The organism is Nakamurella sp. GG22, from assembly GCF_052976845.2.
The window spans coordinates 12,715-36,359 of the sequence record NZ_JBRIIO020000044.1 but is presented as its reverse complement, the minus strand read 5'-3'; the positions used below and the strand labels follow the sequence as shown (position 1 = coordinate 36,359).

At 70.8% G+C, this 23,645-nt stretch carries 19 protein-coding genes; 2 read left to right on the top strand and 17 right to left on the bottom strand.

The genetic code is table 11. The features are described 5' to 3' along the window. The 15 genes from ACVBEQ_RS26045 to ACVBEQ_RS25975 all read right to left on the bottom strand — a co-directional run. A partial coding sequence (locus tag ACVBEQ_RS26045; protein ID WP_447156345.1) for an alpha/beta hydrolase occupies window positions 1–874 on the bottom strand: 874 nt, incomplete at its 3' end. Window positions 875–918: 44 nt separating this feature from the next. Further along, a complete protein-coding gene (locus tag ACVBEQ_RS26040; RefSeq protein WP_447156348.1) occupies window positions 919–1,968 on the bottom strand; it encodes an alpha/beta hydrolase in 1,050 nt (349 codons plus the stop codon). Between the two features lie 59 nt (window positions 1,969–2,027). Continuing rightward, window positions 2,028–3,038, bottom strand: coding sequence for a sucrase ferredoxin (locus tag ACVBEQ_RS26035; RefSeq protein ID WP_447156344.1), 1,011 nt, complete (start codon window positions 3,036–3,038; stop codon window positions 2,028–2,030). Then, complete coding sequence (locus ACVBEQ_RS26030) at window positions 3,031–4,368, bottom strand: cupin domain-containing protein (protein WP_447156343.1); 1,338 nt, start codon at window positions 4,366–4,368, stop codon at window positions 3,031–3,033. Before ACVBEQ_RS26030 ends, ACVBEQ_RS26035 begins: the two co-directional genes overlap by 8 nt. After that, window positions 4,368–4,724, bottom strand: a complete 357-nt coding sequence (locus ACVBEQ_RS26025) for a hypothetical protein (RefSeq protein WP_447156342.1) — start codon at window positions 4,722–4,724, stop codon at window positions 4,368–4,370. Before ACVBEQ_RS26025 ends, ACVBEQ_RS26030 begins: the two co-directional genes overlap by 1 nt. Before the next feature lie 145 nt (window positions 4,725–4,869). Beyond that, the gene (tesB, locus tag ACVBEQ_RS26020) at window positions 4,870–5,781 is read right to left on the bottom strand and encodes an acyl-CoA thioesterase II (RefSeq protein WP_447156347.1); all 912 of its coding nucleotides are present in this window, start codon (window positions 5,779–5,781) and stop codon (window positions 4,870–4,872) included. Window positions 5,782–5,842: 61 nt separating this feature from the next. Continuing rightward, on the bottom strand, window positions 5,843–7,261 hold the full coding sequence (gene pyk, locus ACVBEQ_RS26015) for a pyruvate kinase (protein WP_447156341.1): 1,419 nt from the start codon (window positions 7,259–7,261) through the stop codon (window positions 5,843–5,845). 107 nt (window positions 7,262–7,368) lie between these two features. After that, window positions 7,369–8,820: a glutamate synthase subunit beta gene (locus tag ACVBEQ_RS26010; protein WP_447156340.1), complete on the bottom strand. Its 1,452-nt coding sequence runs from the start codon at window positions 8,818–8,820 to the stop codon at window positions 7,369–7,371. Beyond that, window positions 8,813–13,396, bottom strand: coding sequence for a glutamate synthase large subunit (gene gltB / locus ACVBEQ_RS26005; RefSeq protein WP_447156339.1), 4,584 nt, complete (start codon window positions 13,394–13,396; stop codon window positions 8,813–8,815). The genes ACVBEQ_RS26010 and gltB overlap by 8 nt, the downstream gene beginning before the upstream one ends. A gap of 409 nt (window positions 13,397–13,805) precedes the next feature. Continuing rightward, window positions 13,806–14,888, bottom strand: coding sequence for a prolipoprotein diacylglyceryl transferase (gene lgt, locus ACVBEQ_RS26000; protein ID WP_447156338.1), 1,083 nt, complete (start codon window positions 14,886–14,888; stop codon window positions 13,806–13,808). Continuing rightward, entirely contained in the window at window positions 14,885–15,706 is an 822-nt protein-coding gene (trpA, locus tag ACVBEQ_RS25995) for a tryptophan synthase subunit alpha (RefSeq protein WP_447156337.1), read from the bottom strand. Before trpA ends, lgt begins: the two co-directional genes overlap by 4 nt. After that, the gene (gene trpB / locus ACVBEQ_RS25990; RefSeq protein ID WP_447156346.1) at window positions 15,703–17,022 is read right to left on the bottom strand and encodes a tryptophan synthase subunit beta; all 1,320 of its coding nucleotides are present in this window, start codon (window positions 17,020–17,022) and stop codon (window positions 15,703–15,705) included. The genes trpA and trpB overlap by 4 nt, the downstream gene beginning before the upstream one ends. Window positions 17,023–17,117: 95 nt before the next feature. After that, on the bottom strand, window positions 17,118–17,927 hold the full coding sequence (trpC, locus tag ACVBEQ_RS25985) for an indole-3-glycerol phosphate synthase TrpC (RefSeq protein WP_447156336.1): 810 nt from the start codon (window positions 17,925–17,927) through the stop codon (window positions 17,118–17,120). A gap of 67 nt (window positions 17,928–17,994) precedes the next feature. Next, window positions 17,995–18,936, bottom strand: coding sequence for a Trp biosynthesis-associated membrane protein (locus ACVBEQ_RS25980; RefSeq protein ID WP_447156335.1), 942 nt, complete (start codon window positions 18,934–18,936; stop codon window positions 17,995–17,997). Continuing rightward, window positions 18,929–20,509, bottom strand: a complete 1,581-nt coding sequence (locus tag ACVBEQ_RS25975; protein ID WP_447156334.1) for an anthranilate synthase component I — start codon at window positions 20,507–20,509, stop codon at window positions 18,929–18,931. Before ACVBEQ_RS25975 ends, ACVBEQ_RS25980 begins: the two co-directional genes overlap by 8 nt. A 23-nt stretch (window positions 20,510–20,532) precedes the next feature. Between ACVBEQ_RS25975 and ACVBEQ_RS25970 the strand changes: the two genes are divergently transcribed. After that, complete coding sequence (locus tag ACVBEQ_RS25970; protein ID WP_447156333.1) at window positions 20,533–21,747, top strand: MalY/PatB family protein; 1,215 nt, start codon at window positions 20,533–20,535, stop codon at window positions 21,745–21,747. Window positions 21,748–21,754: 7 nt separating this feature from the next. Continuing rightward, on the top strand, window positions 21,755–22,576 hold the full coding sequence (locus ACVBEQ_RS25965) for a GNAT family N-acetyltransferase (protein WP_447156332.1): 822 nt from the start codon (window positions 21,755–21,757) through the stop codon (window positions 22,574–22,576). Here ACVBEQ_RS25965 and hisI read toward each other — a convergent pair. Then, window positions 22,492–22,839: a phosphoribosyl-AMP cyclohydrolase gene (hisI, locus tag ACVBEQ_RS25960; RefSeq protein WP_447156331.1), complete on the bottom strand. Its 348-nt coding sequence runs from the start codon at window positions 22,837–22,839 to the stop codon at window positions 22,492–22,494. The genes ACVBEQ_RS25965 and hisI overlap by 85 nt on opposite strands. Then, window positions 22,836–23,645, bottom strand: coding sequence for an imidazole glycerol phosphate synthase subunit HisF (gene hisF / locus ACVBEQ_RS25955; protein ID WP_447156330.1), 810 nt, complete (start codon window positions 23,643–23,645; stop codon window positions 22,836–22,838). The genes hisI and hisF overlap by 4 nt, the downstream gene beginning before the upstream one ends.

The window sequence follows — 23,645 nt, the reverse complement described above, 5'->3', positions numbered from 1 at the left end:
CGTCCCGCAGCGGGTCGAATCCGGCCGTCACGAGATAGCCGGCCGGCATCCCGGAGAGGTTCTCCGCCGAGACGATCGATGCCCGCGGGTCCGCGCGGTCCATCCCCGGCGGCAGGTACTGGTCGGTGAACCATTCGATGTCCCGGCCGGTGAGGCCGAAGCCGTCGGCGAACAGCTCGCGGGAAGCGGAGCGACCGGCGGTGTCGCAGTGCGGATACAGCAACAGCAGGAAGGCCGGCGCCGGGCGACCGGAACGGACGGCGAGGTGCGCGGTGACGGCGGCCAGGTTGCCCCCCGCACTGTCGCCGCCGACGGCGGTCCGGTCAGGATCGGCGCCCAGCTCGGTGGCGTGCGTCCGGGCGTACTCGAACGCTGCCACGGCGTCGTCGACGGCGGCCGGGAACGGATGCTCGGGTGCGAGCCGGTAGCCGACGGACAGCACCCGCACCGCGGCGTGTGCGGCGAGGAAACGGCAGAGCCGATCGTGACTGTCGACGCTGCCGGTGACCCACGCGCCGCCGTGAAAGAAGACCAGCAGCGGCGATCCCGGCGGCAGCCCATCGGGTGTGTGGAGACGCCCGGGAAGGTCGGCGCCAGTGACGATCTCCCTCGCCGTGACACCGGCCTCGACCGGGCCGCCGACCAGGGGTCCGCCGACCTCCAGTTGCTGGCGCCGGCTCTGCAGCGTCGGCGCCGGTGCGCGGCGTGACGTGACCCGTCCGAGCCGGAGCAGGAGCTGCAGGTCGGGGTCGAGAGCCTGGCCGTCCCGATGAATCTGCCGACCGGCCAGCAGCCGGCGCCCCGCGGGAGGCAGTGTGTGGAACACGATCCGAATGGCCCATTTCAGCCGGTTGTTCGATTGGACCGTTTTCATCGGATCAGAATAGGACTTTCCCGGCGGCCGGAACCCGCGGAAAATCAGGGCTGCGGCGCGGGCTCGCGGGCGGTGAGTGTCAGGCCCACCCGCAGTGCGCCGGCGGCCTGGGCGACCGCTTCCCGGGAGCGTCCCGAGATGCCGATCATGCTGGCAAAACCATGGATCAGGTCCGGCTCTCTACGCAGCGTCATTCGGGCACCCGCTTCGCGGAGCCGGTGCGCAAACATCTCGCCCTCGTCCCGCAGCGGGTCGAATCCGGCCGTCACGAGATAGCCGGCCGGCATCCCGGACAGGTCGGGGGCCAGCAAGATCGAGGCGCGCGGGTCGCTGCGGTCGACGCCGGCCGGCAGGTACTTGTCGCAGAACCAGTCGACGTCGGCCTCGGTGAGGAAGAAGCCCTTCGCGAACAGGTGCCTGGACGGTGACCGGTGCGCGGCGTCGCAGGCGGGGTAGAACAGCAGCAGGAAGGCGGGCGCCGGACGGCCGGCCCGCACCGCCAGGTGGGTGACCACCGCGGCCAGGTTGCCGCCGGCGCTGTCCCCGCCCATGGCGATCGCTGCCGGATCGGCGCCCAGTTCCGCCGCGTGCTCATGCGCGAAGGCGAACGCCGCGGTCACATCGTCGATCGCGGCCGGGAACGGGTGCTCGGGGGCCAGCCGGTACGCGACGGACAGCACCCGCACACCGGCCTGTGCCGCGAGGAACCTGCAGAGCGGGTCATGGCTGATCAGGCTGCCGTTGACCCAGCCGCCGCCGTGCAGGAAGACGAGCAGGCCCGATCCCGGCGGCAGGCCGTCCGGTGTGTACAACCGGGCATCCAGTTGCCGACCCGGGTCGGTGCTCGGTACGGCCAACTCCCGTGACGTCATTCCCGGCGCGACGGGGCCGCCGGCGAGCGCGCCCGCGACGTCGAGGTGCTCACGGCGGCGTTGCAGGGTGACCGCTGGCGTCCCTGCCGTGGTCAGCCGCTCGAGCCGCAGCAGCAACTGCAGGTCAGGGTCGAGGGTCAGGCCGTCGCGCCGGATCGGGCGCCCGGCCAGCACCTTGCGCACCCCGGCGGGCAGCACGCGGAAGATCCCCCGCACCGCCATCTCGAGCGCGATCGTCGACCGCGGCAGCCTCACGGCCGCAGCCTAGAGGCACGGTGTCGTCATTCGCTCCGCGCGGCGCCGGCGGGGTCGGTCGGCGCGGCACTGATCCGGCGGATCGACTGCGGCAGGTACACCGAGGCGGACGAGGGCTGAAATGCCTGGCAGGTCAGCCACTCGCGCGCGGAGTGCTCGACCCGAACCGGAACCTCGAACTGCTCCCCCGCCGCCTGCACCCGGACGACGATCAGACCCGGCTCGGTGCGGGTCGCGCTGACGGGCCGTACGTCGCCGACGGTCAGCCCCGGTATCTCCCTGTGCACGTGCGCCATCGCGGCCTGCTGAGCGGGCGGAAAACCGACCCGGCCGCGCAGGTGGTGTTCGACGACGACTCCCCGATCGGCCGCATCGGCCATCGGTGACGCCGATGATTCGACGACCCGCCCGTACAGCAGGCCCGACGGCAGCACCAGAACGTTGGCCGCGAACCGGTCACCGCCGACATGGCTGCACTCCCACGCCCGACCCGGCCGCACCTCGGCGAGGGCAGCCGCCACCGGCCGGCCTCGCATCGCGCAACACACGTCGTGGGTGCCGTGCGCGCAGACCAGGAACACCGGGGCCGGGTCGTCGACCGGCACCGCCAGGTCCCCGACCTCGGTGGGGTGGCCGACGCCGGTGGCGCGACCGCCGCCCTCATCGCGCAGTCCGTCGACCGGCAGCGAGAGGAGGTCCGCGTCGTCATGAAAGGTGCCCCACCGCAGGCGTTCCCGGCCGGGACGGCAATCGGCGAGTCCCCACCGGCGCGGCCCGGAATCCGTCGTCCGGCCGGGCCGGCGGATGGCCAACACCCTGATGCCGACCGGATCCAGCCGAGCGATCAACCGATGCGCGACGGAACGGTCGAAACGCGAGTCCACCAGGCCGGCCCGGCCCCACGGGCCCGGCTGCTCGACCAGCAGCAGCTTGCCGGCGGGAAAGGCGGTGCCCAGCATCGGGTCCGCCCGCAGGGCCGATTGCACCGAACACCGCTCGGAGCGATCCGGCGCGGGCGATGCGCCGTTGCTACTCACCGGAGACGGGATCCCGCGGGTCGCCCGCCCCGGCAGCAGCAGCACCAGCAGCACCGACAGCGCCGACCAGGATCCCCTCACGGACCAGCCGCCGGGCCATCACCAACTGCTCGTCCGGCTCCAGCCCGGGGAGACCATCGGGCCGGAAAGCCGCGCCGGACAACGCGTGTTGGAGCGCAGGTCCGACCTCGCCGGGCCATCCGATGGTGGTGTCCAGCACGTCGACGAGGAGACGATCACCGCTGGGCCGGATGATCGGCTGCAGACCTGCCCGCAGCACCAACGGCGTCGACGAGGTGAGACCGCGCAGCAGATCGAGTTGCGCGAGCGGCGGCATCGGCGCCGGCCTGCTCTCGCCGGCCTGCCGGCGAGCCACCCGCCCGGCCAGACCGGTCAGTTCGGCGGCATCGGCGTGTGCGACGGAGGCGGCCAGCCGTGCGGCCGCGTCCTTCAGGTGTCCGGCCATCGCATCGAGGTCGGTCACGTCCAGCCCCATCGGCAGCGAGCGGCGCAGCTCACGGTCGTTGGCGGCACCGGAGATCAGTTCGCGCGCCAGGTCGTAGGCGGTCAGGGTGTGCACGCCGACGGTCAGGTGGATCGACACCTCGCCCTGCGCGACCGCGGAATGCAGGAAACCGCGCGGGAGGTACAGTGCATCGCCCGGTCGCAGCACCGCGTCGATCAACGGCTCCTCGGCGGCCCGGGCCGCGACCTGAGCCTTGCGCTGGTCCCAGGTCTGCTGCGGCAACGGATCGGCCATCACCGGTGCGTGGATCGTCCAGCGCTTGGTCCCGGCGACCTGCAGCACGAAGACGTCGTGGGTGTCGTAGTGGGCGGCGAAGCCCTGGTTCTCCGGCGGGGTGATGTAGGCGTTGATCTGCACCGGGTGGCCGAGCTCTGCCGCCAGGGCCGTACCGAAGTGCATCAGCGGGGGCCAGGTGCGATGCAACGCCTGCAGGACGAGGGTGGCGCCGCCGGCGAGTTGGGCCAGCACCTTGTCGTCCGCGACCTGGTCGGCGATGCCGGCACCGACGCCACCGGACCGGGTGTATGTCGACGAGGCGAGCACGGTGCCGTTCTTGGCCATCCGCAGGAACGGGGTGCGCAGCCCGTGCTGGGAGATCAACTCGTCCACCGCTGCGGTGGAGAACAGATCAGTGAAGTCCCGGCCGAGATCGGCGGCGGGCGTCAGGAGAGCGCCGGAGCTCCAGTACCGGTCGGCGAAGTCGCCAGGATCGATGCCGATGCATCGACGCAGGGCCGGGGTCGCGGCCGGGGTGAGACGGGGGCGCCCGAGTACGGGCGCCCCCGTTCCGTCAGTCTCGGGCATCAGCTGCCAGCGGCCCCGTCAGCACCGCCGTCGGCGCCACCATCGGCACCCCCGTCAGCACCACCGTCAGCACCGCCATCGGCACCGCCGTCGTGAACGCCGGCAACGCCACTCGCGCCACCGTCGGCCGGACCCTCGGCGCCGCTGTCCGCGCCACCGTCGGCACCACCGTCGTGAACGCCCGCGACGCCGCTCGCGCCACCGTCGGCCGGACCCTCGGCACCACTGTCGGCACCGCCGTCGGCGCCACCATCCGCGCCGCCGTCCGACACACCCGCAACGCCGTCGGCACCGCCGTCGGCCGGACCTTCGACCGCAGCGGATCCGGTCGTGATGTCGTCGTCACTCAGACTCATCGGCACTCCTTCTCGTTCGTCCCGGGACCACAGCGGCCCACGGTGTGCAGCACCGGTACCCGGACCGGTCATTGGCCACGCTACTGACTGATCGGCGCAGGTGGGAGCGCACCCCCGGGCATCCGGAAGATCGTCGGGCGGGACGTCACCGCAGCCGGACGAGACCCTCCTGAACGACGGTCGCCAGCAGTCGGCCCTGCTGGTCGAAGAAGTGTCCGGTACCCATCCCGCGTGCTCCCGATGCGCTCGGCGAGCTGACGTCGTACAGCACCCAGTCGTCCACCCGGAACGGGCGGTGGAACCACATCGCGTGGTCCAGCGAGGCCATCTGCAACCGGTCGAACTCGGCCGACAGCGCGTGGGTGGCGAGCACCGAGTAGAGCAGCGTCAGATCGGAGAGGTAGGCGAGGATGCAGACGTGCAACAGTTCGTCGTCCGGCAGTACGCCGTCGGCGCGAAACCACATCTTGTTGTTCGCCTGCGCCTGCGGCCCCGAGAGCCTGGACACCCAAGGCGGGTCGTCGACGTAACGGATGTCGAACGGCCGCGGGATACGGCCCCAGACCGCCATCCGCTCCTTGATCGGCGCGATCCGTTCCGCGTACCCGGCCAGCGCCTCCGGCGCGGGGACGTCCGGCATCGGCACGGCGTGATCGACACCGGGCTCGTCGACCTGGAACGACGCCGACATCGTGAAGATCGGCTTGCCGTGCTGGATCGCGACCACCCTACGGGTGGTGAAGGACATGCCGTCCCGGACGCGGTCCACCTGGTAGACGATCGGTTGCGTCGGGCTGCCGGGCCGCAGGAAATAGGCGTGCAGGGAGTGCACCCGGCGCTCGCTGGGCACGGTGCGACCGGCCGCGATCAGCGCCTGCGCGGCCACCTGCCCGCCGAAGACCCTGGCCGGCGAGACCTCCGGGGAGATGCCGCGGTAGAGGTTGTCCTCCAGCCGCTCCAGGTTCAGCAGCGCGACGAGTCCGTCGACGACGGCCTGGCCGCGCGGAACGCCGTCGATGTCCAGGGTCAGCCCCGGCGTATTGCCGGCGGCGGTCAGATCGTTCACGTCGTTCACCGTATCGGTGCGCCGAACCACGTCAGCACCCGTCCGGCCGGCGTCAGTCCCGGTGACCGAGCCGGTGCACCCGGATCAGGTTGGTGGACCCGGAGGTGTTGGGCGGGGATCCGGCGACGATGACGACCGTGTCGCCCTTGGAGTAACCCGGAACCTTGAGCAGCCCGACGTCGACCTGCTCGACCATCTGGTCGGTGTTCTCCACCGACGGGGTGACGAAGGTCTGCACCCCCCAGGTCAGCGACAACTGGTTGCGGGTGGACTCGATCGGGGTGAACGCGAGCAACGGGAGCGGGGTGTGCAGCCGGGCCAACCGGCGCACGGTGTCTCCCGAGGACGTAAAGGCCACAAGGGCTTTTGCTTCCAGTCGCTCGCCGATGTCGCGCGCCGCATAGGACAGCACGCCACGTTTGGTACGCGGGACGTGGGTCAGCGGCGGGACCGCGACCGATTCGCCCTCCACCGCCTCGATGATCTTGGCCATGGTCTTGACGGCAATGATCGGGTACTTGCCGACCGAGGTTTCACCGGACAGCATCAGCGCGTCCGCACCGTCCAGCACAGCGTTGGCGACGTCCGACGCCTCCGCCCGGGTGGGCCGCGAGTGCTCGATCATCGAGTCGAGCATCTGAGTGGCGACAATCACCGGACGGGCGTTCTCCCGGGCGATCTGCACGGCGCGCTTCTGCACCAGCGGCACCTGCTCCAGCGGGAGTTCGACGCCCAGATCGCCGCGGGCCACCATGATCCCGTCGAACGCGAGCACGATCGCCTCGAGATTGGCGACCGCTTCGGGCTTCTCCAGCTTCGCGATGACGGGCAGCCGCGGCACGCCGAGCTCGTCCATCACCTTGTGCACCAGCTCGACGTCGGACGGCGAACGGACGAAGGACAGCGCGATGACGTCGACCCCGAGGGACAGCGCGAACCCCAGGTCGTCGATGTCCTTCTGGCTCATGGCGGGCACGGACACGTTCATCCCGGGCAGCGAGATGCCCTTGTTGTTCGAGACCGGCCCGCCCTCGGTGACCGAGCACATCACGTCGTTGTCCCGGACGTGGGTGACGACCAGGCCGACCTTGCCGTCGTCGATCAGCAGCCGGTCGCCGGGGCGGGCGTCCTGGGCCAGACCTCTGTACGTGGTGGAAACCCGGTCGCGGGTACCGACGATGTCGTCGACGGTGATGGTGACGTTCTCGCCGGTGTTCCACTCGTGCGGGCCGTCCGAGAACCGGCCGAGGCGGATTTTCGGGCCCTGCAGGTCGGCCAGGATCGCCAGCGCCTTGCCCGACGCATACGCGGCGGCGCGGAGCCGGTCGTAGATGACCTTGTGGTCGGCGTAGTCGCCGTGGCTGAAGTTCATCCGAGCGACGTTCATCCCGGCATCCAGAAGTGCGGCAATGCCCTCTTCGGACGACGTCGCGGGTCCCATGGTGCAAACGATCTTTGCGCGGCGAGTCATGGCGGCTACTTTAGCTGGCTTCTGAACCGATTCTGCGGTCGGCCTCACACCATAATCACGCGGCGGTAACGGAGATCACCGACCCAAACACGGTGCGCAGCCACCCCTTAACGCAGGGCAACCGCGGTCGGCTCGAGCGGATCCGGCAGGAAGGACGAACCGGCCAGGTAGGCGTCGACACCTGCGGCGGCGGAACGACCCTCGGCGATCGCCCACACGATCAACGACTGGCCGCGGCCCGCGTCACCGGCGACGAAGACCCCGGGCACGTTCGTCATGTAGTTCTCGTCGCGGACGATGGTGCCGCGCGCCGACATGGCCACGCCGAGCCCGTCGAGCAGACCCTCCCGTTCGGGGCCGACGAAGCCCAGCGCGATCAGCACCAGGTCTGCCGCGATGTGCGTGTCGGTGCCCTCGGTCGGGATGAAGCCGCCCGGGATCCGTTTGCCCTCGATCAGGTGCAGGCCGGTGACATGACCGTCCTCACCCTCGATCGAGGTCGAGTTGACGCCGAACACCCGCTCGCCGCCCTCCTCGTGCGCCGCCGAGATGCGCAGCATCAGCGGATAGGTGGGCCACGGTGTCGACGGGTCGCGGGTGGTCGGCGGCTGGACGTGGATGTCGAGCTGGGTGACCGACGCGGCCTGCTGCCGCAGCGCGGTGCCGTAGCAGTCGGCGCCGGTGTCGCCGCCGCCGATGATGATGACGTTCTTGCCCTCGGCCGAGATGTCGACGGACTCCCTGGTGCCTTCCAGCACCTGGTTCTGCTGCACCAGGTAATCCATCGCGAGGTGCACGCCCTCGAGGTGCCGACCATCGACGGTGAGTTCGCGCGGAACGGTGGACCCGGTGGCGATGACCACGGCGTCGAAGTCGGACTGCAACTGCTCGACGGTGACGTCGACACCGACGGCACAGTCGACGACGAAGGTGACACCCTCCGCCTCCATCTGGCCGAGCCGGCGGTCGAGCACGTCACGCGCCATCTTGAACTCTGGGATGCCGTACCGCATCAGTCCGCCGATCCGGGCGTCCCGCTCGTAGACGGTGACGGCGTGCCCGGCGCGGGCGAGTTGTTGAGCAGCGGCCAGGCCGGCCGGTCCGGAACCGACGACGGCCACCGAGCGGCCGGTCGACAGTTCGGGCGGGCGCGGGGTCAGGCCGTACCCGCCGGCGATGGCGTGGTCGGCGATCTCCTGCTCGACCAGCTTGATCGCGACCGGCTCGTCCCCGATGCCCAGCACGCAGGCTGCCTCACAGGGAGCGGGGCACAGCCGGCCGGTGAACTCGGGGAAGTTGTTGGTGGCGTGCAGCCGGTCGGAGGCCTCTTCCCACTTCCCCGTCCGCACCAGGTCGTTCCACTCCGGGATGATGTTGCCCAGCGGGCAACCCTGGTGGCAGAACGGGATTCCGCAGTCCATGCAGCGCGCGGCCTGGATCCTGGTGTCCTGGTCGGCGAACGGTTCGTAGACCTCGCCCCAGTCCCGCAACCGCAGCGGCACCGGACGGCGGGGCGGGCCCTGCCGCTGGTACTTCAAGAAGCCACTGGGATCAGCCATGGCTGGCCTCCATGATCATTTCGTCGGCGTCGACCCCGCGGGCGGCAGCCTCCGCCCGCAGCGACAGCACCCTGCGGTAGTCGCGCGGCATCACCCGGGAGAAGCGCACGGCGGCGATCGGCCAATCGGCCAGAAGTGCTGCGGCGACGCGTGATCCGGTCAGCTTGGCGTGTGAGCTGATCACCTCGCCGAGCCAGAACACCTCTTCCGGATCGAGCGCCTCGAGGTCCACCAGTTCGGGGTTCACCTTGGCCGGTTCCGGATCGAGCAGGTACGCGATGCCGCCGCTCATGCCGGCGCCGACGTTCCGCCCGGTCCGGCCCAGGATGACGACCCGGCCGCCGGTCATGTACTCGCAGGCGTGGTCGCCGGTGCCCTCGACGACCATCAGCGCGCCGGAGTTGCGGACGGCGAACCGTTCGCCCACCCGCCCGCGCAGGTACATCTCGCCGGACGTCGCGCCGTAGCCGATGGTGTTCCCGGCGATCACCTGGATCTTCACGCCAGGCGCCTGGGACGGAGAGTTCTCGTCCGGGCGGACCACGATGCGGCCGCCGGAGAGGCCTTTGCCGACGTAGTCGTTGGCGTCACCGAGCAGGTCGATCGAGACCCCGCGCGGCAGGAAGGCGCCCAGCGACTGGCCGGCGGTACCGGTCAGGTTCACCTCGACGGTGTGGTCCGGCAGGCCCTCGGGCCCGAACACCCTGGTGACCTCCGAGCCGAGCATGGTGCCGGCGGTCCGGTCCACGTTGCGGATCGGCAGGTCGATGCGGACCCCGCGGGCGTCCTGCAGGGCGGGCGCCGCGAGCTCGATCAGCTTCGCGTCCAGTGTCTGCGACAGGTCGTGCTGCGCGGGATGCGTGCAGGAGTAGTCGCTCTCGACGTCAGGGATCTCGAGCAGCGGGGCGAGGTCGAGTCCGCGGGCGCGGTGATGGGCGACTGCGTGCGACACGTCCAGCATCTCGGCGTGCCCGACGGCCTCTGCGACGGACCGGAAGCCGAGCTCCGCCAGGTACTCGCGGACCTGCTGAGCGAGGTACAGGAAGAAGGTCTCGACGAACTCCGGCGTGCCGGTGTACCGCTCGCGCAGCACCGGGTTCTGGGTGGCGATGCCGACCGGGCAGGTGTCGAGGTGACAGACCCGCATCATGACGCAGCCGGCCACCACCAGCGGCGCGGTGGAGAAGCCGAACTCCTCGGCCCCGAGCAGCGCGGCGACCACCACGTCACGGCCGGTCTTGAGACCGCCGTCGACCTGGACCTTGACCTGTTCGCGGAGCATGTTGAGCCGCAGCGTCTGCTGCGTCTCGGCCAGGCCGAGCTCCCACGGCTGACCGGTGTGCTTGAGCGAGGTCAGTGCCGCGGCGCCGGTGCCGCCGTCGTTGCCGGCGACGATCACCTTGTCCGCATGGGCCTTGGTGACGCCGGCCGCGACCGTCCCGACACCGGGCTCGGACACCAGCTTCACCGACACGGCCGCGGCCGGGTTGGCGTTGCGCAGGTCGTGGATCAGCTGCTTGAGATCCTCGATCGAGTAGATGTCGTGGTGCGGCGGCGGCGAGATCAGCCCGACGCCGGCCGTTGCGTGCCGGGTCGCGGCGATCCACGGGTACACCTTGCTGCCGGGCAGCTGCCCGCCCTCGCCGGGCTTCGCGCCCTGCGCCATCTTGATCTGGATCTCGGCGGAGTTCACCAGGTATGCACTGGTCACCCCGAACCGGCCGGAGGCGACCTGCTTGATCGCCGACCGGCGCACCGGGTCGAGCAGCCGTTCGATGTCTTCGCCGCCCTCCCCGGTGTTCGACTTGCCGCCGAGCCGGTTCATCGCGACCGCGAGGGTCTCGTGCGCCTCGATCGAGATGGACCCGTAGGACATCGCGCCGGTGACGAACCGCTTGACGATCTCCGACGCCGGTTCGACCTCGTCGATCGGGACGGCCGGGCGCTGCCCGGTGTGCAGGTCGAACAACCCGCGCAGCGTGCCGCCCTCCCGGGAGAGCTTGTCGACGGCGTCGGTGTACCGGCGGAACACCTTCTCCTGCTTGCTGCGCGCGGAGTGCTGCAGCAGGTAGACGGTTTCCGGGTTGAACAGGTGGATCTCGCCCTCGCGGCGCCACTGGTACTGGCCGCCGGTCTCCAGCCCGCGGTGCTCCAGCGCGTGCGGGTTCGGCAGGAAGGCCAGTGCGTGCCGTTCGGCGACGTCGCCGGCGATGGTGGCCAGCCCGCTGCCGCCGGTCCGGGTGGTCGATCCGGTGAAGTACTCGTCCAGCACGTCGTTGTCGATGCCGAAGACGGCGAACACCTGCGCGGCGCGGTAGGAGCCGACGGTCGAGATGCCCATCTTGCTCATCACCTTCAGCACCCCCTTGCCGAGGGCGTAGACGGTGTTCTGGATCGCCTTGTGCGGGGTGACGTCGCCGAGCAGACCGTGCCGCGCCAGGTCCTCGGCGCTCTCCAGCGCGAGGTACGGGTTCACCGCTCCCGCGCCGTAGCCGAGCAGCAGCGCGATGTGGTGCACCTCGCGGGCGTCACCGGACTCGATGACCAGCGCCACCTTCGTCCTGGTCTTCTGTCGGACCATGTGCTGGTGGACCGCCGAGGTCAGCAGCAGCGACGGGATGGGTGCCCGGTCGGCACTGGAGTGCCGGTCGGACAGCATGATCACCCGGGCGCCGGCGGCGATGGCCTCGTCGGTCTCCCGGCGACATCGCTCGATGGCGTCGGCCAGCGCCTCGGCGCCGCCGTGCACGTCGAAGAGGCCCGACACGGTGGCGGACGCGAAGCCCGGCAGTTCGCCGTCGGCGTTCATCCGCATCAGCTTGGCCAGGTCGTCGTTGTCCAGCACCGGGAACGGCAGCACGACCTGGCGGCAGGACCGCGGGCCGGGCTCGAGCAGGTTCTCCTCCGGTCCGATGACGGACGAGAGGGAGGTGACGACGGCTTCCCGGATGGCGTCCAGCGGCGGGTTTGTGACCTGCGCGAACAGCTGGCTGAAGTAGTCGAAGATGAGCCGCGGCCGGGTGGACAGCACCGCTTCGGGTGTGTCGGTGCCCATCGAACCGATGCCCTCGGCGCCGCTCCCCGCCATCGGGGTGATCAGCACCCGCAGCTCTTCCTCGGTGTACCCGAAGATTCGCTGCCGGGCCAGCACGCTGCGGTGCGAGACGGTGACGTGCTCGCGGGCGGGCAGGTCGGTCAGCCGGACCAGCCCGGCGTGCACCCACTCGCGGTACGGCTGTTCGGTGGCGAGCTCTTCCTTCACCTCGGTGTCGTCCAGGATGCGGCCCTGGTCGGTGTCGACCAGGAACATCCGGCCGGGCTGCAGGCGGCCGCGCTCCAGCACCTTCTCCGGCGGGATCGGGAGCACGCCCGCCTCGGACGCGAGCACCACGGTGTCGTCGGTGGTCAGCCACCATCGGCCGGGCCGGAGTCCGTTGCGGTCCAGGACAGCGCCGAGCAGGGTGCCGTCGGTGAACGTCACACACGCCGGGCCGTCCCACGGCTCGATCAGCGAGGCGTGGAACTCCGCGAACCCGCGCAGCTGCGGGTCCATCGTGGCGTTGTTCTCCCAGGCCTCCGGGATCATCATCATCACCGCGTGCGGCAGGGTGCGGCCACCGAGATGCAGCAGTTCGAGCACCTCGTCGAACGACGCCGAGTCCGACGCCCCTGGGGTGACGATCGGGAACGCCCGCGCCAGGTCGCCCGGGATCAGCTTGGAGGAGAGCATCGCCTCGCGCGCGCGCATCCGGTTCCGGTTGCCGCGCACGGTGTTGATCTCGCCGTTGTGCGCGATGTAGCGGAACGGGTGGGCCAACGGCCACGCCGGGAAGGTGTTGGTCGAGAACCGGGAGTGCACGATGGCCAACGCGCTGGTGGTCCGCTCGTCCGTGAGATCCGGGAAGAACACCGGCAGCTGGGCCGTGGTGAGCATGCCCTTGTAGACGACGGTGCGGCTGGACAGCGACGCGAAGTAGATCGCGTACTGCCCCTCGTCGAACGACGCCGTGTCGTGCTCGATCCGCTTACGGGCGGGGTAGACGGCCCGGTCCAGGTCGAGACCGGACGGCAGCGTGCCGTCGGGACGGGCGGGCGCGGCGATGAAGAGCTGCTCGAAGGCCGGCATCACGTCCAGCGCCATCTGGCCGACGCCTGATCGCACGGGTTCGGTCGGCACGGTGCGCCAGCCGAGCAGCGTCAGGCCCTCGTCCCGCACGATGTCGGCCACGATCTGCTTGGCAGCGGCGCGATCGGCGGCGTCGGCGGGCAGGAAGCCCACCCCGACGGCGTAGGCCTGGCCGTGCCGTGGGTCGTCGCTGTCCGGTAGGTCGAAATCGACGACAGCCCGGAACAACTCGTCGGGGACCTGGATCAGGATGCCGGCCCCGTCGCCCACCGCGGGGTCGGCGCCGGCCGCTCCACGGTGGTCGAGGTTGATCAGCGCCGTCACGCCGTCGTTGACGATCGAGTGGCTGCGACGGCCCTTGATGTCGGCGACAGCGGCAACGCCACAGGCGTCACGTTCGAACTGCGGGTCGTACAGCCCTTGGGGGGCGGGTGTTGCCGAGTACTGCACGGCAGACCTCCCGTCGGTAGCGAGAACAGCGGGCGCGCATCCACCGCTGCTGCGGTGTCGTGCACGGTGGACACGTCACAAGGAACCAGTGCAGTAAATCCAGAAAACCCGGTGCAGACGGTGCCGCGTTCCAGCCGGGAGCCGGTCTGTACGCCGCGGAGCAACGTCGGTGTGGAGCGACCGGGCCTGCTGTGGCTGACGGTGGGCCACCAGGCCCGAACGGGGCGACGGTGCGCCGACAGCGGGGTTACCGCGAATCGTCACCGTGACCCGCGCTCGATGACCAACGCCGATCACCGGGACGACGATGGCCCAGCGATGCCAAAGTTACCGCACCGGGGCTGCGGACCGATACCAGCAGGTCAGCCCGCAAAAGTGCGTCGCGCCACGTCCGGTTCGCGGTCCGTCGTCACGACGTCCCCCGGCCACCGACCGGTGGGCCCGGTTCGGTCCGTTCGCCCTGCTCGGCGCGCCCGGACGGTTCCACTGCGTCACCGTCCGGGTCCGGGTCGGCGTCTGCTGCGGGATCGTCCGGATCGCGCAGGTCCGTCGCGTCGGAGCCGGGCCCGACGGGTCTCGTCGACTTCTGCCCGGGCCGGTCCGGGCCCCACACCAGGGCGGGGTCCTCCCGGCCGACGTGCCTGCGAAGGATGAGGAACAGGACGGCGCCGAGGAACACGATGACCGAGGTGAACACGTTGATCCGCAGCCCGAAGATGTGGTTCGCGGGGTCGATCCGCAGCATCTCGATCCAGGTCCGGCCCAGCGTGTAGCCGGCGACGTAGACCGCGAACGCCCGGCCACCGCCCAGCTGGAACCGCCGGTCGGCGAGCACGACGACGGCGGCGACCGCGAGGTTCCAGAGGATCTCGTACAGGAAGGTCGGCTGGTACACGCCGCAGAGCAGTTCCGGGGCGGCCTTGACGTAGTCCGTCGGGAATTCGCACACCCCGTTCGCCGGGATCGATCCGGCGACGCCACCCGGGGTCCGGACGAAGACCTCGAGCCCCCACGGCATGGTCGTCTCGGCGCCGAACAGTTCCTGGTTGAAGTAGTTGCCGAGCCGCCCGATGGCCTGCGCCACGACGATGCCGGGGGCGACCGAGTCGGCGTAGGAGGCCAGCGGCACCTTGTAGTAGCGGCAGCCGATCCAGGCGCCGACGGCGCCGAAGGCGATCGCACCCCAGATCCCGAGACCGCCGTTCCAGATGGCGAGCGCGTTCCAGGGGTTCCGGCCCTCGCCGAAGTACAGCTGGTTGTCGGTGATGACGTGGTAGATCCGGCCGCCGATGATGCCGAAGGGCACGGCGAACACCGAGATGTCGGTGACCCGGCCGGGCCGGCCGCCGCGGGCGACGAACCGCTTGTTGCCCCACCAGACGGCGACGATGATCCCGATGATGATGAAGATCGCATAGGCACGCAGCGCGATCGGCCCGACGTACCAGACCCCTTGCGGCGGTGAGGGGATCGTGGCCAAGTAGTGCGTCACCCCGCCGCCGCCCGACGGATGCCCGATGCCAGTTCGGCGGCCAGTTCGGCCACGGCGTCCGGCCCGCCCCGTTCGGCGGCACTGACGAAGGCGGAGCCGACGATGACGGCATCGGCGAAGGCCGCGATCTCGGCGGCCTGCTCACCGGTGCGCACGCCCAGTCCCACCCCGATGGGCAGGTCGGTGATCTCGCGGCAGCGCGCGACCAGCGTCGGCGCGGCGGCGGACACCTGGTTGCGGGCGCCGGTGACGCCCATCGTGGACGCGGCGTACAGGAATCCCCCGGTGCTGCCGGCGGTCCGCGCGATCCTTTCCGGCGACGACGACGGGGCGACCAGGAAGATCGGGTCGAGCCGCTCCCGGTGCACCGCCGCCAGCCACGGACCGGCTTCGTCGACGATCAGGTCGGGGGTGATCACCCCGGCGCCGCCGGCGGCGGCCAGATCGTGGGCGAAGGCATCGATGCCGTACGCGAGGATGGGGTTGAAGTAGGTCATCACGACGGCCCGGCCGCCTGCCTCGGTCACCGTCCTGACGATGCCGAAGACGTCCCGGATCCGGAACCCGCCCTCCAGTGCCGTCTGGGCGGCGTGCTGGATGACCGGCCCGTCCAGGACGGGGTCGGAGAACGGCAACCCGACCTCCACCAGGTCACAGCCGCCGGCGATCATCGCGGCGAGCAGTTCGGCGGAGCCGGCGACGCTCGGGTACCCGGCGGGGAGGTAGCCGACGAGCGCGGCCCGGCCTTCCGCCCTGAGGTCGGCGAACATCGACTCCAGTGGCGAGACCTGGCGCGCCGCAGCGGTCTGCCCCGTCATGGCGTCGCAGCAGGATCGACGGGCTGGATGTCGCCGGCGTTGACGTCAACCGGCTCTGGGTCACCGGGCACGACGTCACCGGTCGCGGCTGTGGGCTCGTCGAGCTTGAACCACCGCATGGCGGTCTCCATGTCCTTGTCGCCGCGGCCCGACACGTTGATCAGCACGATCCCGCCGGGCCCGATCTCCCTGGCCAGGTCGACCGCGCCGGCGACCGCGTGCGCGGACTCGATCGCCGGGATGATGCCCTCGGTCCTGGACAGCAGGGCGAAAGCATCCATCGCGCGGGTGTCGGTGATGGATCGGTACTCGGCGCGACCGATCTCGGCGAGGTGCGAGTGCTCGGGACCGACGCCGGGGTAGTCCAGCCCGGCGGAGATGGAATGGGATTCGATGATCTGGCCGTCGGCGTCCTGCAGCAGGTAGGACCGCGCGCCGTGCAGCACGCCGACCGTCCCGCCGCTGATGGTGGATGCGTGCCGGCCGGTCTCGATGCCGTCGCCGCCCGCTTCCATCCCGACGAGCCGGACACCCGGGTCGTCCAGGAATGCGTGGAAGATGCCGATCGCGTTGGAGCCGCCACCGACGCAGGCCGCGACGGCGTCGGGCAAGCGGCCGGTCAGCTCGAGCACCTGGGCGCGGGCCTCGAGCCCGATGATCCGCTGGAAGTCGCGCACGATCACCGGGAACGGGTGCGGGCCGCCGACCGTGCCGAACAGGTAGAAGGTGTGGTCGACGTTGGTGACCCAGTCCCGGAACGCCTCGTTGATGGCGTCCTTCAGGGTCGACGAACCGGAATCGACCGCGACCACCTCTGCGCCGAGCAGCCGCATCCGGGCGACGTTGAGCGCCTGCCGTTCGGTGTCCACCCGGCCCATGTAGATGCAGCACTCGAGCCCGAGAAGTGCGGCGGCAGTAGCGGTTGCGACCCCGTGTTGGCCCGCCCCGGTCTCGGCGATCACCCGGGTCTTGCCCATCCGCTGCGCCAGCAGGGCCTGACCCAGGACGTTGTTGATCTTGTGGCTGCCGGTGTGGTTGAGGTCCTCGCGCTTGAGCAGGATCTGCGCGCCGCCGACCTGCTCGGTCAGCCGCTCGGCGACGGACAGCGGGCTGGGCCGCCCCGCGTAACTGGCCGCCAGGTAGTCGAGCCGGCCGAGGAACTCGGGGTCGCGGCGGGCCTTGCGGTAGCTGTCCGCGACCTCGTCGAGCGCGCCGACGAGTGCTTCGGGCAGCCAACGGCCGCCGAAGGACCCGAAGTAGCCGCGCTCGTCGGGGTCGTGGGTCGTCCCGGCAAGGCCGTCGGACGGCCGCGGCAACCCGGACGACGCACCGGCATCACGGGCATGCCCGGGCGTGACGGGGGCAGAACTGACAGACACTCGATCTCCAGACGTTCGTTCCGCGGCCCGGCTCAGCGGGACGGGCGCGGGCATGACGGGTGCGAACCGGCCGTCACCAGGTCGGCGACGGCGGCCCGCGGATCACCGCTGGTGACCAGTCCCTCGCCGACGAGAACCGCGTCGGCACCGGCGCCGGCGTAGGCCAGCAGGTCGTTCGGGCCGCGTACACCCGACTCGGCGACCGTGACGACACCGCTGGGCAGGCCGGGGGCGATCCGGCCGAACACGTCCCGGTCGACGGTCAGCGTGGTGAGGTCCCGGGCGTTGACGCCGATCACCTTGGCGCCCGCGGCCAGCGCCCGGTCCGCCTCCTGCTCGGTGTGCACCTCGACCAGCGCCGTCATGCCCAGTGATTCGATGCGCTCCAGCAGGCCGTGCAGCACGTTCTGTTCCAGCGCCGCGACGATCAGCAGCACCAAGTCAGCGCCGTGTGCCCGCGCCTCGTGCACCTGGTACGGGCTGACGATGAAGTCCTTGCGCAGCACCGGGATGTCGACCGCGGACCGGACGGCGTCGAGATCGGCCAACGACCCGCCGAACCGCCGTCCTTCGGTGAGCACCGAGATCGCCCGCGCACCGGCGTCGGCGTAGATGGCGGCGAGCGCGGCCGGGTCGGCGATGGTGGCGAGCTGGCCGCGGGACGGGCTGGCCCGTTTGACCTCCGCAATGACGCCGACGCCGGGTTCGAGCAGCACGGGCAGGACATTGCGGACGGCGGGTGCGTCGGCACCCATTGCTTTGATCTCGGCGAACGGGAGTTCTGCTTCGCGCGCGGCAAGATCCTCTCGAACGCCGATGAGGATCCCGTCCAGCACGTTCACCCGATGGTCTCCTGTCCGCGTATCTCTTGCTTGCCCGATGCCATCGGCCGGAACCCCGGCCGGTGTTTCACGCTCCCCTACCGGCGGCTCCGCCCGTCAGATCGGGCGGCGCGTTGGGGTCATGGTAACCGTCCCGAGATGTCTGTTCTGACACAGTCCCTGTGGAACCGGCGCCGCCGTCGGCACCGGCTCTCGCGCTCGGACCGGCCGTTCGCGTTCCCCCGTCGGCCCTGTTCACGGAATGAGTACCGGTGGTCACGGGGGGTCCGGATGCAGTGTCATCCGAACCGGTGTCGGCGACCCCATCGGGACCGGTACGGGTGACGACGGCGGGTTCGCCGCCGGCACCACCTGCACCGTCTCTCGCCGCCGGTGCTTCGGTCGGGTCGGCGCCGGCGTCCAGTGCCTTCCACCAGTCGGCCGGATCCGCGGCTGCGCCGGCCGGTCGGGCGTCGGGGCGCCGGTCACCCGATCGCTGCGTGCGCTTGTATTTGCTGCCCAGCGGCCGAGCGCCGACGCCGGCGATCACCAGAACGCCGGCGACGGCCATCAGCAGGCCACCGGTCGTTGCCAGGACCGGGCCGGCCGGGCTCAGCCCGGCCTCACCGACGAGTTCGGCCGGCCGGGTCAGCGACCCGGCCAGGCCCGCCGGCGCCGCACCGAGCGCGACGGCCGACCGGACCGCGATGGTCGCACCGGCCGCGAACAACACGATCCCCACCAGCCTGCGCAGCGGGCCCGCGGTCGCCAGTGCGGCGCCGAGACCGGCCAGACCGACCAGCGCGAGCGGGATCAGCTCCGGCACGCACGCAGCGCCGGACAGCGTCACGGTGATCGGCCCGGTCAGCGCGTCCAGGTACTCCGCCGACCACCACTGCATTCCGGCCGCGACGGCGGCCAGCGCAGCACCGGCGATCGCGGGCAGCACGACGGCACCGAGGCGGCGACCCCGACTCCGGTGGGGTGCTCCGGCCGCCGGCGCCGCGTCGGCTGTGGGTCGGTCAGTCACAGACCGGCCTGAGCGTGGTGGCCGCGCCGACCGCGGCAATGACCGCGGCCGCCTTGCCCTGGCATTCGGCGTCCTCGGATGCCGCGACCGAATCGGCGACGACTCCCGCCCCCGCCTGGACATGGGCGGTGCCGTGCGCCACCAGGGCGGTGCGAATGGTGATCGCGGTGTCGGCGTCACCGGCGAAGTCCAGGTAGCCGACGACTCCCCCGTACACGCCGCGGCGGGACGGCTCGAGCTCGTCGATGATCTGCATGGCGCGCGGCTTGGGCGCCCCGGACAGGGTGCCGGCCGGGAAGCACGCCGCGAGTGCGTCGAACGCGGTCCGCTCGGGGGCCAACCGGCCGGTCACCGTCGAGACGATGTGCATGACGTGGCTGTAGCGCTCGATGGTGAAGAACTCGACGACCTTCACGCTGCCCGCCGCGCAGACCCGGCCGAGATCGTTGCGGCCGAGGTCGACGAGCATGACGTGCTCGCTGCGTTCCTTCGCGTCCGCGAGCAGGTCCTTGGCGAGCAGGACGTCGTCCTCCTCCGTCGCGCCGCGCGGCCGGGTGCCGGCGATGGGATGCATCGTCACCAGCCCGTCCCGGACGGTCACCAGCGCCTCCGGCGAGGACCCCACGACAGCGATCGGTGCGCCGTCCGGGGTCGGCAACCGGAGCAGATACATGTAGGGGCTGGGATTGGTGGCCCGCAGCACCCGGTAGATGTCGAGCGGATCGGCCCGGGTGGCCACGTCGAACCGCTGCGACAGGACGATCTGGAAGGCATCGCCCGCCCGGATATGTTCCTTCGCGACCTCGACCATCGCCCGGTAGTCGTCCGATTCGACCCGCCGGGCAACCTCGGGCTGCCGGTGCGAGAACACCGCGGCGGGCAGCGAAATGGGTTTCGCCAGTTGAGAACTCATGGACGTCAGCCGCTCGACGGCGTCGTCGTAGGCGGCGTCGACCCGTTCGTCGCTGGCGTCCCAGTTCACCGCATTCGCGATCAGCGTGACGGTGCCCTCGTGATGGTCCAGTGCGGCCAGATCGGTGGCCAGCAGCATCACCAGTTCCGGCACGTGCAGCTCGTCGGCCGGACCGGTGCCGTCGACCGCGCCGATCCGCTCCAGCCTGCGGACGATGTCGTAACCGAGGTAGCCCACCATTCCGCCGGTGAGCGGCGGCAGCCCCTGCAACGGCTCGGTGTGCAGCATCCGCAGTGTCTCGGCCAGTGCCTGCAACGGGTCGCCGTCGGTGGGCAGCCCGACCGGCGGGTCGCCGAGCCAGAGCGCGGTGCCGTCGCGTTCGGTCAGCGCTGCGGGCGCCGAGACACCGACGAACGACCACCTGGACCACGAATGGCCGTTCTCCGCGGACTCCAACAGGAACGTGCCCGGCCGATCGCCGGCCAGCGTCGCGTACAGGCCGACGGGGGTGATGGCGTCGGCGAGCAGTCGGCGGGTGACCGGGATGACCCGCCGGTCGCGGGCCAGTTCGCGGAATTCCTCCCGCGTCGGCGTGATTGCCCCGAGAGCACCGAGGGCGCCGCGCGGGGGCGCGACCGAGGGGACGGACATGGCGGTCATTGTGCCCGTCGTACGGTGGGCCGGTGAACGCCGTGCCCGACGCCGAACCGACCTCCGACGGCTCGTCCGCTGCTGTTCCGGTGGGCTCGGTGCGGATGGACGTCGCCGAGTGGACCGACCGGCAGACCGAGGCCGATCTCCGCCGGCGAGGATCGCTCAAGTGGTCCGGCACCGATCCCGGCGTCATCGGGGCGTGGGTTGCCGAGATGGACCTGCCGCTGGCGCCCGCGATCGTCCGCGCGCTGCATCGGGCGGCCGACGGCGGGATGACCGGTTACCTCCCCGCGCATCTCGATGCCGCGGTCGGCTCGGCGACCGCCGACTGGCAGGCGGGATACGGGTGGGAGGTGGATCCCGGCAGCGTCCATCCGGTTGCGTCGGTGGTGGCGGCGCTGCGCATCGTGCTGAACCACCTCACCGACCCGGCCGCTCCGGTCATCCTGCCCACGCCGGCGTACATGCCCTTCCTGACCGTCCCGGGGTCGACCGGCCGGGAGCTGATCACCGTGCCGATGCGGCTGACCGGAGACCGTTGGGAGCTCGACCTGGACGGAATCCGGGCGGTCCTGCGGCCGGGCGCTGTGCTGCTGCTCACCAACCCGCACAACCCGACCGGCAGGGTGTTCAGCAGGGAGGAACTGCTCGCGGTCGCCGAGGTCGTCGAAGAGGCCGGCGCGACCGTCTTCGCCGACGAGATCCACGCCCCGCTGGTCTTCCCCGGGCATACCTTCCTGCCGTACGCGGCGCTGACAGCCGAGACGGCGGAGCACACCATCACCGGGACGTCGGCATCCAAGGGCTGGAACGTCGCGGGACTGGGCTGCGCACAGGTGATCCTGTCCAACGACGCGAGCCGCGACCGCTGGGCGCGGATCGACCCGATGGAGTGGTACGGCGCGACCCCGCTGGGCGCCGTCGCCACCGTCGCCGCCTACACCGAGGGCCGTGCGCACCTGGGCGCCGTCGTCGACTACCTGCGCAGGGGTCGTGACCTGTTCGCCCGGGAAGTGTCGACGTCACTGCCGTCTGCGCGGCTCTTCCCCCTCGAGGGCACCTACCTCGGCTGGCTCGACCTGCGCGAGACAGGCTGCGCACCAGCCGATGTGCCCCAGCGAGCGCAGGTCCGCGGGGTGGACGGCACATTCTGTGGCACGCCGGGGTTCCTTCGGGTGAACCTGGCGATGCCGCACCATCTGGTGCGTGAGATGGCGGTCCGTCTCGGTGCCTGCGCCCACTGAGCCCGTCGTGAGCAGAGACGGGATCGGGGTCGTCGCCCTGGAACGGGTGGCCGCCCGGGGTTGGCAGGGCACCAGCACGGCGGTGCTCGGGGACTGGTTGTTGAGGGCGGGCGCAGGCTTCACCGGCCGGGCGAACTCCGTGCTGCCGTTGGGGTCTCCGCGTTGCTCGCTGCCCGTGGCGCTCCGGCAGGTCGGGGCCTTCTACGCCGAGCACGGGCTGCCCGCGCTGGTCCAGCTGCCCGAGTGTGACGAGACCGCCGAACTGCAAGGGTTCCTCGATGATGAGGGCTGGTCGGTGTTCAATCCGAGCCTGGTACTGACCGCCGAATGCAGGATGGCGGCGGAACGCTGTCCGCCGGCCGACGGACGGCCTTCCGCATCATTCGCGGACCGGCCCTCCGAGGAGTGGCTAGCCGGGTACGTCTATCGCGGGCAGCCACTGCCGCCGTCGGCCGTGGCCGTGCTGGAAAACGCGGAGTCCGTGGTGTTCGGTTCCCTCGAGCACTCCGGCGGGCAGGCTGCCGTCGTCCGCGGTGTGTTGACGGACGGCTGGCTGGGGGTCACCGCGCTGACCGTGGACGAATCCCGCCGGCGATCGGGCGCGGGCAGACATCTGACGGGAGAACTGCTGCGGTGGGCGGCGGCCCGCGGCGCGCGGGACTGCTATCTACAGGTGGCCGCCGAGAACGAGGCCGCGCTTGCGCTGTACGGGCGGCTCGGCTTCACCGAGCACCACCGCTATCACTACCGACGGTCGCCGGGGGCCGACGGGATGAGGCCGTCGTCGAAGCAGGTACGGGTGCCCGTGTGGCAGGCCACGCCGGTCTGATCGACCATCACCAACAGCGTGTCCCCGTCGCAATCGCGGCGAACCTCGACCACCCGTTGGGTGTTGCCCGACGTCGCACCCTTGACCCAGTACTCGCTGCGGGAACGGGAGAAGTACGTCGCAGCACCTGTTGTCAGGGTCCGTCGCAGGGCTTCGGCGTCCATCCAGGCCAGCATCAGGACCTCTTTGGTGTCGTACTGCTGGACGACGGCGCAGACCAGTCCGGCGTCGTTGAACCGGAGGCCGTCCGCGGGGTCGCTCATTTCTCGGCCTGCCGCAGCGAGTCCTGCAATGCCAGCCTGACCGGGTAGCCGGCTTCTTCGAGTTGCCGCTTCACCGCGTCGATCCGCAACTCGCCGAAGTGGAAGACCGACGCTGCCAGCACCGCATCCGCGCCGGCCGCCACCGCTTCCGGGAAGTGGTCGAGCGCACCGGCGCCGCCGGACGCGATCAACGGCACGCCGACGGCTGCCCTGATCAGCCGCAGCATCTCGGTGTCGAAGCCGTCCTTGGTGCCGTCGGCGTCCATCGAGGTCAGCAGGATCTCGCCGGCTCCCGAGGTTTCGGCCAATTCGGCCCACTGGACGGCATCGATACCGGTGCCTCTTCGGCCACCGTGCGTGGTCACCTCGAAGCCCGACGGGCAACCGGTCACATCGCCGCTGACCCGGCGGGCGTCGATGGCGATCACCACGCACTGCGAGCCGTAGCGATTGGCGGCCTCCGACAGGAACTCGGGGCGGGCGACGGCGGCGGAGTTGATCGAGACCTTGTCCGCCCCCGCCCGCAGCAGGGCGTCGATGTCGTCGGTGGTCCGCACCCCACCGCCGACCGTCAGCGGGATGAACACCTGCTCGGCGGTCCGCCGGATCATCTCGTAGGCACTGTTGCGGTTGTCGCTGGTGGCGGTGATGTCCAGGAAGGTCAGCTCGTCGGCGCCCTCCTCGTCATACCGGCGGGCCAGCTCGACCGGATCGCCCGCGTCGACCAGACCGACGAAGTTGACGCCCTTGACCACCCGACCCTCGGACACATCGAGGCAGGGGATGACGCGAACGGCGACGGACAT